Origin of the sequence: Methanolobus psychrotolerans (assembly GCF_002243045.1) — an archaeon.
In the GTDB taxonomy this organism is placed as follows: Archaea; Halobacteriota; Methanosarcinia; order Methanosarcinales; family Methanosarcinaceae; genus Methanolobus; species Methanolobus psychrotolerans.
In genome coordinates this window covers 1-12,489 of sequence record NZ_MBKP01000077.1, presented here as the reverse complement: position 1 = coordinate 12,489, position 12,489 = coordinate 1, and the positions used below count along the sequence as shown (strand labels likewise).

12 protein-coding genes and 1 tRNA gene are annotated in these 12,489 nt (G+C 41.5%); 8 read left to right on the top strand and 5 right to left on the bottom strand.

Annotation, left to right across the window (positions count from 1 at the left end):
• Nucleotides 1-8 precede the first annotated feature (8 nt).
• The 3 genes from BB781_RS16550 to BB781_RS14900 all read left to right on the top strand — a co-directional run bounded on the left by BB781_RS16550 (nt 9) and on the right by BB781_RS14900 (nt 1,152).
• A complete protein-coding gene (locus BB781_RS16550) occupies nt 9-140 on the top strand; it encodes a zinc ribbon domain-containing protein (protein ID WP_394335348.1) in 132 nt (43 codons plus the stop codon).
• Nucleotides 97-291 carry a zinc ribbon domain-containing protein gene (locus BB781_RS16545; RefSeq protein WP_394335347.1) on the top strand — a complete coding sequence of 65 codons (195 nt, stop codon included), beginning with the start codon at nt 97-99 and terminating at the stop codon, nt 289-291. The genes BB781_RS16550 and BB781_RS16545 overlap by 44 nt, the downstream gene beginning before the upstream one ends.
• A gap of 123 nt (nt 292-414) precedes the next feature.
• Complete coding sequence (locus tag BB781_RS14900) at nt 415-1,152, top strand: formylglycine-generating enzyme family protein (protein WP_094229245.1); 738 nt, start codon at nt 415-417, stop codon at nt 1,150-1,152.
• Between the two features lie 411 nt (nt 1,153-1,563).
• On the opposite strand, the gene mch is transcribed toward BB781_RS14900, so the two are convergent.
• The 4 genes from mch to ftsZ all read right to left on the bottom strand — a co-directional run bounded on the left by mch (nt 1,564) and on the right by ftsZ (nt 7,076).
• On the bottom strand, nt 1,564-2,526 hold the full coding sequence (mch, locus tag BB781_RS14895; RefSeq protein ID WP_094229247.1) for a methenyltetrahydromethanopterin cyclohydrolase: 963 nt from the start codon (nt 2,524-2,526) through the stop codon (nt 1,564-1,566).
• Nucleotides 2,527-2,701: 175 nt separating this feature from the next.
• Nucleotides 2,702-4,177, bottom strand: a complete 1,476-nt coding sequence (locus BB781_RS14890) for a response regulator (protein WP_094229244.1) — start codon at nt 4,175-4,177, stop codon at nt 2,702-2,704.
• A 126-nt stretch (nt 4,178-4,303) separates the two neighbouring features.
• Complete coding sequence (locus tag BB781_RS14885) at nt 4,304-5,785, bottom strand: dihydropteroate synthase-like protein (protein WP_094229243.1); 1,482 nt, start codon at nt 5,783-5,785, stop codon at nt 4,304-4,306.
• Nucleotides 5,786-5,864: 79 nt separating this feature from the next.
• Entirely contained in the window at nt 5,865-7,076 is a 1,212-nt protein-coding gene (gene ftsZ / locus BB781_RS14880; protein WP_094229246.1) for a cell division protein FtsZ, read from the bottom strand.
• Between the two features lie 466 nt (nt 7,077-7,542).
• Between ftsZ and BB781_RS14875 the strand changes: the two genes are divergently transcribed.
• The 5 genes from BB781_RS14875 (at nt 7,543) to BB781_RS14855 (ending at nt 11,990) form a co-directional block, all read left to right on the top strand.
• Entirely contained in the window at nt 7,543-9,291 is a 1,749-nt protein-coding gene (locus tag BB781_RS14875; RefSeq protein ID WP_094229242.1) for a site-2 protease family protein, read from the top strand.
• Between the two features lie 52 nt (nt 9,292-9,343).
• Nucleotides 9,344-10,357: a potassium channel family protein gene (locus BB781_RS14870; RefSeq protein WP_094229241.1), complete on the top strand. Its 1,014-nt coding sequence runs from the start codon at nt 9,344-9,346 to the stop codon at nt 10,355-10,357.
• Between the two features lie 5 nt (nt 10,358-10,362).
• The gene (locus BB781_RS14865) at nt 10,363-11,052 is read left to right on the top strand and encodes a potassium channel family protein (protein ID WP_094229240.1); all 690 of its coding nucleotides are present in this window, start codon (nt 10,363-10,365) and stop codon (nt 11,050-11,052) included.
• A 48-nt stretch (nt 11,053-11,100) separates the two neighbouring features.
• Nucleotides 11,101-11,850 (top strand): sulfite exporter TauE/SafE family protein, encoded by a 750-nt coding sequence (locus BB781_RS14860; protein WP_094229239.1) that lies wholly within the window; start codon nt 11,101-11,103, stop codon nt 11,848-11,850.
• 44 nt (nt 11,851-11,894) lie between these two features.
• A tRNA-Arg gene (locus BB781_RS14855) sits at nt 11,895-11,990 on the top strand.
• 155 nt (nt 11,991-12,145) lie between these two features.
• Here the strand turns inward: BB781_RS14855 and BB781_RS14850 are convergent.
• On the bottom strand, nt 12,146-12,489 hold a 344-nt coding region (locus tag BB781_RS14850), incomplete at its 5' end, for a PGF-CTERM sorting domain-containing protein (RefSeq protein WP_207205310.1).

The following is a 12,489-nucleotide window of genomic DNA, read 5'->3' as shown; positions in this document are numbered from 1 at the left end:
GTAATCTAATTCAGATTACAAAATACAAAACGGAAGAAGCTGGTAAGTTTGTAGAATTAGTCAATCCATGTAATACATCACAATTTTGTAGCAAATGTGGTCAAAAAGTCGAAAAAATCATTAGCGGTGAGAATACATAATTTCCCTCACTGCGGATTAGTTATTGACCGTGACCATAATGCTGCTATTAATATTCTAAATCGTGCTGTAGGAACTACAGTTCAAGCTTGCGGAATTAAATCAATAGATTTGATGATGAAGCAAGAAGCCACTCTATTCATAGGATGGTAGTTCACAGACATCAATTAAGAGTTGATTACAGGAAACAGATATTTATCTAAAAGAATAAGAACAAATGGATGTATAGGAATTTTAGAGCAAATATGAAACACTGCCATATCCAGGAGGAATTACATGTCTGATGAGCGTATCGATGCGGAGTTAGAGGCTGAAAAGAAAAGGCCTATTGTTTCAATTACAAACTCGATTGGTATGGAGTTTGTTCTCATTCCCAAAGGAGAGTTCTTGATGGGTTCGAAGGATTGGAATGGCGAAAAACCGATCTATAAAGTGAAGATCTCAAAGTCAATATATATGGGGAAGTATCCAGTAACTCAGAGAGAGTGGAAAACGTTGATGGAAAACAACCCATCACGTTTCAAAGATGATGAAAAGCCCGTGGAGAGCGTTTCGTGGAATGATGTACAGGACTTCATTAAGAAGTTAAATGAAATAGAAGGTACGGGCAAATACCGTCTGCCTTCTGAAACAGAGTGGGAATATGCGTGCAGGGCAGGCACCATCACGAATTATTACTTTGGTGACAATGCATCCAAGTTGGGCGAATATGCGTGGTATTCAAAAAATTCTGAAAAAGGAACTCATCCAGTTGGTCAGAAGAAACCAAATCCCTGGGGGTTGTATGATATGAATGGCAATGTGTGGGAGTGGTGTCAGGACAATTTTCATTTAAACAATGAAGGTGCACCTGATGATGGTAGTGCCTGGGAAGATAGTGGTAGTATTGGAAGGATCAATCGGGGAGGTGGCTGGTATGATAACTCCAATTTCTGTCAATCAGCTTCTCGCTACCTCTTTGCCCCAAAAGATTGTAACTGTGGCCTTGGTTTCCGTCTCTTGGTAGAAGTGTAGCTACTAATAGTACTTTACCACTTTATTCCACATAAGCTATTAACAAAAACCAGCGTCTAAGTCCGAGTCGTTGCGTGTGTAGCCGCACAGGCGAGGTGAGCAAGCAGCGCCTAAAATCATAGAAATTAATCTTGGTCATAGATTATACCTTTTTGCGAGTTATTTTTACGTTTGAAAATCTATAATAGCTTTAATTCGGTATAATCCGTTCTATTTAAGTTAGATTTCTATTTAGACTTGGTTTAAGTAAATTTTTGTATAAATAGATGTCCTAAATAGAAATTATGGAAAAAGAAGAATATTAATAGAAAAGGATTAAATCTTAATTAGGAAAATTTAAATAGTTATCAAAAAATTCAATTATTATTTATATGATAACTATTATACACGTAGCGATTAAAGGATTCCTTATTACACTTCTTTTATGCCAAAGGATTCCAGAAGAATACCAGGGTTGATCCTTCCACTTGTAAAGGATTTCTTGCTCTTGGTATCATTCAGTGTTATCTTGGCTGGTGCGAACATGCCTGCATCAACCTTGAAGAAGTCAAATTCAGCTTCCTTGAAGGTTGTGTAGAATGGCTTACCGAAGTCCCTTGAAGTTGTGGATGGAGCCTTCTTTACGAACTCTTCCAGTTTCTCAGCATCGCCGTACTCTACAGTGTAATATGTTTCACCACAGTAGATGATACAGTCATTGGTTGAGCCCATGCATTTTGTGTCGTCACCGACAACAGGTGCAATTGGAGCAACACCGAAACCGCTCTTTATTGTGTTGATGTCGTATCCGATGGATTCGAGCTTGTGGATGCCTGTCTCGACAACACGTGCAGATATCTGGACGCATCCTGCAATTGAAGCTGTAGGTGCAACAGCAATATAAACATTCTCAGGATCGACACTGCAGTGTTTTGCAATGTACTCAACAACCTCTACGGTTGGTATTGCGCTTGATTCCATAACAAGGACCGCAAATTCGGAATCGTCCTTGTAACCTATCTCTTCGTACAATTCTTTTGGCTTAAGTCCAAGTGCCCTTGCAGGACCTGAACCCATGCCGAAATATTTACCGACTGAAATTCTCCAGCCTGCGTACTGGGAGGCCATACATGCGATGGTAGGGTTATCGGTAGCTACCTGAATAGCTGGTACCGGAAGACCGTTCAGATCGAACTTGGTATAGCTTATGTCTGCAAGGTCAGCGAGGCAAAGACGGGACAGATACATTCCTGCATCATATCCGCCTTCTACATTGACACCACAGTCAATAACAGTAGCACCGTTCTCAAGCTCTATGGACTTAACTTTAAGTTCTTCTTCCCAGTCAAGCATTTCATCGATTATAGCTAATCCCTTTTCGTTGACACTTATCACATTTATCACTCTTAACCTGTTAATCGAGTGACATTGGGCAGTTAAGAATATATAATTGACGATTCTTTATGAACACACGAATAGGCACTTTTCGCTAGGCTGTGACTCTTAAGTCAGACACGATTCTATTAAAGGAAAACAAAAAAGAACGGAATTAGATCATGAAAAAGTACGATCAGACATCTTTTTTAAGGGTCAGCCAGAATACACTGCCCTGACCCTCAGGATTATCCTCTACATTGATAATTTCCTTGTGTAGGTCCATGATCCTTTTCACAATAGCAAGACCAATGCCTGTACCACGGATATCTTCTTTATGCAGGCGCTTGAAGCGCTCAAAGACAGAAGCTTTGCTGGTATTTGGTATTCCATCACCTTGATCTATAAAACTTATCTTCCATTTATCGCCCACATCAGCAATATCTATAGTTATAGTACTGCCTCTTGGACTATATTTTATCGAATTTGATAATAGATTAACAAATACCCTTTCTACCATAGGATTGGCAATAGCACAGCATTCACAACCTAACAGGAACTTTACATCCATGTCCCTCTCGTGGATCTGATGCATAAAACTGTCCACCGTATCAACTATCAGTGAACGGATGTCAACCTTCACAAAACTAATATCATCTACAGATTCCAGTTTCGCCAGATGTGCTGCATCATCGATCATCGAAATCAACTTTTCAGTGGCTTCAGTCACATTTCCAAGCAAACGTTTTTTGTAATCATCGGTCTCTAATTCAGTAAGTAATCCTACAAATGATTTGATAAGGCCGGCAGGATTTAAAAGATCATGTCGCATAACATCTGTAAAAAGGTCTTTCAGATCATTTGAACGTTCCAGCTGATATGCATACTCTTTAAGTTGCTTTTCAGCCTCTTTTATTTCAGTGATGTCTTCACCAGATATGAGAACACCTATGGTGTTGCCTGAATTATCAAGTAATGATGAATCATACCACCTGAAAAGTCGTTCTTCCCCTGTACTTATGATTATAGGGAATTCACAGTATTCATAAGGTTTTGACGCACCTGAGACAAGACCATCATAATGTCGGCAGATAGCATTTACCGAAACGGTAGGAATAAATGACTGTACCCATTCACGATCGAGTAATTTATCCAGACCGTACCCGAGGAAATCCGAACCTTTTTTATTGATATGCTTGATCCGGTAATCAAGGTCAAGAACCGCAACGAGTACGCCTACATAGTCAAGGTAGTGATATGCCCTGTTCTTTTCAGTAAGGAGGTTATCATGATGCTCCTTTATTCTCAGGAGAGAATCGATCTTCTTGTCAAGTTCGAACTTCCCCACAGGTTTCTTTAAGAACTCATCTGCTCCAGCCTCAATTCCCCTCTGATGGTCAGCTTTATCGGTAAGGGCTGTGATCATTATGATAGGTAAAAAATCCATTTTCAACTCATTGCGGATGATGCGGCAAACGTGATATCCATCCATCTCAGGCATCATCACATCAAGGAGAATAAGATCAGGAGATTCTTTTTTAAGTTTGTCAAGTGCATCCTTACCGTTATAGGAAGTTATAATCTCATACCTATCCCCAAGATAAACTGAAAGTAACTCTACATTTAACGGTTCATCATCTACAATCAGGATCTTGTATTTAGAAGACATCATTGGATTATAATATATTTCTACTTTAATATAAAGGTGTCTAATAATATCAATGTAGTAAATAAGTATACACCATTCTAATCAACTAGACATATAGGAGTTCGTTTGTTTCACAACAATAATCCACCATTAAAACTCATCATCCTGCGCATAACTTCTTCCCAGTTTCAGGGCCAGTTCCGCTTTTTTGAGTTCCTGTCCCAGATAGGATGCATGTTCCATTCTTGAAACAAGGCCCATATTAAGGATAGTATCCATTACTTCTCTTGCAGTTCTGCCAACTATGGATGCACTGTCATGCTCGGCAAGAATAAAGCTATCTTTCATCCCATATGTATCAGGAACTATGCTTATCCTTATACTTCCTTTTGGATCAAGTGTCCATATTTTACTCTTTTCAGCCCGAAGATAGTTATCCGGCATAACAGCATCTGTGCGCCTTCTTTTCTCTTTAATCTCAATCAGGTCAATGCCAAGGTCTTTTGGCGAACTCTGGCGTTCTTTTGCGAGCACCATCATCTGGGAAGCTTTTTTCAGTTCATTGATTGAACCCTGTGTTTTGTTGCTGTATTCAGGAGTGAAAAGGATGCTTGCACCTATATCTGCACCAATTCCACATAAGGTTGCATTGACACCTATGGAATCGGCATCAATAAGCTCAGTTACATTGCCAATCCCGAAGAAAACCGGAATATGGGGGTTTAGTTTATGGAAATCCATGTACCTGATAACTGAATCACCAATACCATGGCCTATGGGGTCAAGGACAGGATCCGCGATGAGATCTTTTATGCCTGCAGCGCTTGCCAGATCGAGATTGCTGATGAGACTTTCCAAACCTTCACCCGGATCAGGTATAACTACAGCAGGTACGCCTGCCGTAGCAATATCATGACCTATATTGCCAATATTGCTTCTTGCAAGGCTAAGCACAAGATCAATACCACACTGTAAGGCTTCCCTGGTAAGTTCCGGATCAAGAGTGTCAATACTCAGAGGATGATTGGTTGTATCGCGGGCTATTCTTATGGCACGCCTGACATCTTCAGGTGTTGCATGCAGAGATGTACCAAGATCTATTATGTCAGCACCTTTCATCTCAAAACTGCGTATCCTCATTGCAAGTATTTCAGATTCAAGTCCGGTGGCATTGACTACCTCAGCCATCACTTTCATGCGAGAATTGCCACCTATCTTCATATCCCCGATTGTCATGGGAACAACTGCTTTTTCTTCAAGCTCCTGCACTTTTTCCAGAGCCATCTCCCGCCTTACGTCAGCAAGCAGTTCACAGGCAGGGACAGTTGTGGAAAACTCCGTCATTTCTGTAAAAGGAAGGACAAAACCCAGATCATAAGCATGTTTGGGCCCCAGACGAATTTTACATCCAAGTTCATTCTCAACTTTTGTAAAATTACCTGAAACAAGACCGGGAATGAAAATGAAGTCATAATCAAAATCAAGTACTTGCTCAGCTATTGCTGCAAGCAGTTTGCGGGGAGTAATGAATGCGGCCACGCTGGAATCAACAACAACCACATCAGCAAGACCTCTTGCTGCATTTCTTACTGTCTGCTCGGCAAGCCTGCCCGTAGCTATCAATATTTTCATGAATGGAAATAGTAGTGAAAGTAAAAAAGAATAACTGCTAAAGAGCAGTCCGGCCGGAGCCGGACAACTTGCTTGAATTTCAGTGGATAATGTCGATTATGGAACCACCATGACTTCTTGCAGGCATTGGCTCAATAACCGGACGGCTTACTCTGGTGGCAGGTGTGCTGGAATGCCTGTATGCACGTGGCGTATTGGATGATGCACAGGGAACACTGCTGGAAACCGGGGCACTGTTGTAAGCATTAATGCTGTTGTATTGCGGACCAAGGACCTGTGCAGACTGGACCCCAGTCATGATAGCCATTACACGTACCTTGCCTTCAAACTCTTTACTTATACGTGCGCCCCAGATAACATTGGCACTTGGGGACAACTCGTATGTAAGTGAAGCAGCAATCTCCTCAGCTTCCTTGAGGCTGAGGTCCGGTCCACCGGTGATGTGTACGAGGCTGCCTGTTGCACCTCTGTAATCAACATCAAGAAGTGGATGGTTGAGTGCTGCGCGAACTACATCATTGCTCTTGTCCTGGTTCTTGCTTTCGCCTACAAGCATTACAGCAACGCCGCCGCACCCCATGATAGCCCTGATATCAGCATAGTCGATGTTGATAAGAGATGGCTGTGTGATGGTCTCTGTGATACCTTTAACAGTTTCTGCGATAATCTGATCCATAACTGAGAATGCCTGGTCTATTGGCAGGTTTGGCACATACTCAAGGAGCCTGTTGTTGTCAAGTACTATAACAGTGTCTGCTGCACGGCGGAATTCTTCCAGACCTTCTTCTGCCTTGACCGCTCTTGCCCTTTCAACCCTGAAAGGACTGGACACCATACCAACGACAATTGCGCCCTGCTCCTTTGCGATCTCAGCAACCACAGGAGCGACACCGGTACCGGTCCCTCCTCCCATACCTGCTGTTACGAAAACAAGATCGGCATTCTTAAATATCTCTTCAAGGGTGCCGCGTGCAAGTTCTGCCGCCTTGGCACCAATTTCCGGATAACCTCCGGCACCAAGACCCCGGGTAAGTGTCTTGCCCACAAGTATCTTCTTGTCTGCACGGATAAGGTCCAAATGCTGCTTGTCAGTGTTGATAGCCACTGTTTCCGCACCTTCGATACCCATGTTGTAAAGTCTGTTGATAGTGTTATTACCTGCACCGCCACACCCTACGATCATTATCCTGGGCTGGCCAAGAATGTCGAACTGGTCATTAACTGTGATTGACTGGCGGTACTCTTTCTCTTTCTCTGTGTGTTTTAATGCTTCCTGAACTATTGATTGCACATTCATCCCCTCACGGATATGTTACATTTCGGTATAGTGTTATGGTTTTACAGTTGTTGCTCTTTCTTACTGTAACCATTGGTCAACGTTTATCAACGTTTTGGATTTCTGCAATTGCTATATTTCCGTTATTGTTTTTATACTTATCCTTTTATGCAAGTTGCTAATAACAACTAAAGGCATCTCTGACAGATGGTCAAACGTTTCATATATTATCCTTGCATACCCTGTGTAAAAGGGAAAGGAAACTGACAAACGTTATGTTTTCCATTTGAAGTAAGACCTATATAAATTTACCCTATGATATTAGTATATTTATCTACAGTATAAAATGCAGCATAATTATTTTTTGCACAACTTACCTGAAAAAATATATATTCATTCTGTCATGTATAGTGACAAAGATATATACCATATAAGACGAATTAAAGCCATATTCAAATATCACTAATGCCGGAGAGTTTTTTTGAACGGAACAAACATTGCATTAATCCTCTTTTTGCTATACTGGATAACAGTAATAGTACTGAACAGGAAAGGAATATTAAAAAAGTACAATATCAGTTCATATGGACCTGTCCTGATGATACGGACAACATACGGACTGAAACTTCTGGACAAGCTTGCTGTTCCTAAAAAAGCCTGGCGTATCTACGCAGACATAGGCATCAGACTGATGTTCATCGGAATGATAGCCATGTTCCTTGTGATAATAGTATCCGATCTTGCAATGCTATCTTCGATCGGTACTAATTCTATGCCCGAGCCTGGGAAATTCAACGAGGCAAGGAATATTTTCCTGATACCCGGTGTAAATGAGTTCATACCACTTACATGGGGCATAATTGCACTTCTTGTTACGCTGGTGGTACATGAGTTCTCACATGCCATACTCTGCCGCGTAGAGGGCATAAGAGTAAAATCCATGGGAATCCTGCTTGCATTGGTCCCTATCGGAGGTTTTGCCGAACCCGATGAGGAGGAGCTTTTTGGAAAGAAGGAAGAAGAGGCAACTAATGAAGATGACCCCTATGGAGACAGAAGGCTTGGAATAATAATTGGTGACAAAGAAGAGAAAAAAGTTCTCACTAAAGTTGTAAAGAACGATGGAAAAATCGCAACCCGTACACAGAGAGCACGTATACTAGCAGCAGGAGTTATGGCAAACTTTGTGGTAGCTCTCCTGGCTTTCAGTCTCCTTTTTGGCCCGGTGCTTGGTGCATTATCACCTTTGGGCGATACCATGATTGTTGGCGTGCAAGAAGATAGCCCGGCTTACGCAGCAGGTATTCGCGAGAACATGGTGATCACACAAATAGATGACACAAAGGTAAGTAATGTTAACGATATGCTTCAATACCTCGATGGGCTTGAAACAGGAATGCAAGTCACTGTTTATGCAGCCATGGACCGGGAGATATCAGCCTATAAAGCCGTGGTTATTGATACTGAAATTGAGCCTGCCGGTCTGCTAATACAAAGCATTGTTGATGATTCACCTGCATCTGCTGCAGGACTGGAAGCGGGCATGAGTATTCTGTACATAGATGGAAACCCAATAAACACTTACACCGATTTCAGTAACATAATGAATTCCAGTCATCCGGGACAGGAAGTAACTTTGGAGCTTGGAGCAGAAGGCAAAGAAGGTACTACAGAATATACTGTCGCTCTTGCAGAACACCCTGATGTTAAGGATAAAGGTTTTTTGGGGATTGTTACAAGTGTAGATGGACAGGTTGATACCTCCCTTGGAATCACAGTAGGACAATTCCCTGCCACTGCATACCTAAACCTTTTTAAGGGCATACCACAGATGCTCACCGGACTGACAGGATGGGTGATCCTTCTGGGACTTCCGATCATTGGTTTTGCAGGGGAGGGATTCCCCGGCTTTAGCGGAACCCTTGCGCAATTCTATGAACCAGTGGGATGGGCAGAACCTTTTGGCATAGGTGTTTTCTGGCTTGCAAACGCTCTCCTTTGGATTGGCTGGCTGAATTTCTATGTCGGGCTTTTCAATTGCCTGCCGGCTGTTCCCCTTGATGGCGGACACGTATTCAGGGATTACATGAACGCCTTCATATTCAGGATCACTGGTAATGAAGAAAAGGCAGAGCGTTTATCCATACTGATAGCTGCAACCTTTGCAATGCTGATACTAATGTCATTCCTGTTCATGATATTTGGACCATACATAGTACATGGTCTATGAAGGTACCATTTAAAAATAAAAAGGAATAAAGTACAACACAAAGGTAATTCATATGGAAAAAGGGCACCTGTGGCACATGAACATGCTTAAGCCAGTTGCAGGTGCACTGGCCATAATTGTGGCCTACATTTTTGTTTTTATGGAAATGATGATCTATGAAGGTCAATCAGAATATGTGAACCTTTATGATGCATTCTATTGGGTGATTTCTACATTCACAACCGTAGGATACGGAGATATTGTATTCACTTCACCTTATGGGAAGATGTTTTCAGTCTTTGTCCAATTATCAGGAATACCTCTTGTTTTTGGAATACTCTTCACCCTCATGATCATACCCTGGATGGAAAAGAAGATCCATTTCAACATTCCTTCCAAAGCTCCTAAAAATCTCCGGGAACACATCATAATATGTGGTTATAACAGGCTCATTGAAACCCTTATAGAAGAGTTGAAGGAAAAAGATACTCCTTACATACTGATAGAAGAAGATACGGAACTGATCAAAGAACTGCTCAAAAGGAATATCTATGCCATTTACGGTACTGTTTATGATGAAGGAACACTTAAAAATGCAAATATAAATGAGGCAAGATTCCTTATTACAAACCGTTCTGATGAGATTAATGCAAACATTGTACTTACCGCCCGTAACATTAGTGATGTGAACATAATCGCCATTGTAGAGAACCGATCAAATAAGAAATATCTGAAATATGCCGGTGCCACAAGTGTAGTTTCACCAAAGGAATTGTTTGGAAGGTTTATAGGTAGAAAAGCAGCGGACCCCTTTATCAACCGGTTGACTGGGGCTATCGAGTTCTTTGAAGGTGTCAGTATAGTAGAATTACCCATATATCCGAACAGTCCCCTGATAGGAAAAACAATGAAATCAGCAGCCATCCGTGAGAAGACAGGGGCTAATGTGGCAGGTATGTGGAAAAGAGGCAACCTTACATTTGTAATTAAAAGCGATGATGTAATCAAAGAAGATTCCGTACTGCTTGCCGTCGGTTCAAGTGAACAGTTATCGCGGCTAAGAAAACTGACTCAGCATTCTGGGTGAACTTTATGGATAATTTTAATGATAACGGACACATCGTTATTCTCGGATGTGGAGATGTTGGCAGATGGGTCGTAGAAACCCTGAAACATGCAGGCATCAGGTTCGCAGTGGTAGATAACATTGCTAGTAATTTCGAGAATGTGGACTATGATCACGTGATAGGAAACGCAACAGAAGAAGAAGTCCTTATAAGTGCCGGTGTTACATATGCATCCACGATCGTTGTTGCCCTGAATGACGATACCGATATAATGTTTGCAACACTTATTGCACGCGGACTTAATCCAAACTCAACTATAATAGCACGTGTCAATTCATACAAGTCCATAGACAAGGTCTATAGAGCTGGTGCAAACTACGTAGCTGCATTGCCTATTGTTGCCGGACAGATGCTTGCAAAAATGACATCACAATGCTTTGATCACTCCTGTAAGAAGATGGATGAGGACATTATGCTCTATGAGGGCATAGACATTGAGAAACACACAGTTACAGGTGAGGATCAACTTGTCGGCAGAAAAATTGCGGACATAGACATGAGGAACAAAATTGGCTGCACAATAATAGGTATTGAAAGAGAAGGCACAGTAATCACTGACATACTACCATCTACCATAATAATGAAAGGAGATATCATTGCGGTTGTAGGCGGAAAAAAAGAAATAATAAAATTCAAGGAAAAGTATGTGAGATGAGATTGAAAACATTGTTATTGTCATTATTTCCAGACGGAAGAGTTTGAAATGCACGATATAATAATTGTTTTCATTGTGTTCCTGACATCTGTCCTGTTTTCCATGCTCGGACTTGGAGGGGCCATATTCTATGTGCCTTTTTTTTACGGGATCGGAATGGAACTGAAAAGCGCTATTACGATTGCTTTGCTGCTCAACATTGTAACTTCCAGTTCCGCAGCAATGTTGTACCTGCGAAAAAAGATGGTCGACATACAAGCTGCTGTGCCGTTGATACTTTTTGCAGCCATCGGGACACTGATTGGAGAATATCTCGCAAGGCAAACTCCTACGAACATCATATTATTCATTTTCAGTATCCAGATGATCTTTATTGCAACTGAGATGCTCTTTGCGAAATTTGAAAAATTATACAAGGGAAAAGAGATTGAAGGTAAGAAGAAAAAGCTTCTGATAATAGTGGGAGGATTTGTAATAGGAGTCCTGTCAGGTCTGCTAGGTGTAGGAGGGGGGTCTTTTGTCGTCCCTATGCTAATGGTACTTGGATACGGGATCAAAATATCTATAGCAACTTCCGGATTCATAGTAGTTTTTGTATCACTCTCAGCTTTTCTTGCACATTTACCTACATGGGAACCTGATATCACGCTGGTGCTTTACATAACAGTGGTTTCCTTCATTGGTGCGCAGATGGGTTCAAGACTTATGTACAGTAGAATAAAAGCCGAAACCCTGAGAAAAGTACTGGGTACATTGTTACTGATTATGGCATTAAAGATACTGACCGATCTATTTTGATAGAAACCTTTAATAACAGATGCAGCAATCAGTAGTTGCTTTGCGGGCTCGTAGGGTAGCCAGGATATCCTGATGGGCTTCGATGTGACCAAAAGGTCCGGAGATACCCATCGACTCGTGTTCGAATCGCGGCGGGCCCGTTATTTCATATTCAGTCTGAAATTCAGACACTTAAGTCATTATCTTTTCTTATTGATTAGGCAAATGTAGCTTAGCCGAAAATAAATCAAATATCTCTGAATGCAAATTAGCGAACAAAATGGTTGGAAATAGATACTTCCAACCATATCCAACTTTATTTTCTGAACATTGCTGCACCCAATAATCCCAGAAGACCTATCAAAATTTCAAATCCTGGAGCCTTTACGGAACTCTCCACTACTTTATTATCCCCTGCATCATATGCAGGAGACGATTCCTTTCTGTCATCAACAGAAGCTGTAGTTTCCTTTTCATTATTTGCTTCAGCCAGGTCTACAACTACAACATCATCCTCTTTTACCGCCTCTTCTTCAACAACCTTTGCATCTGCAGATGCCGGGGCTTTGATGGTTTTCGTCATCCATAGAGTCATCTTAAGGACCGGACTGCTGGTATCCTCTGTCTTGAGATACATTCCACCATAAAGATCGATCGTCT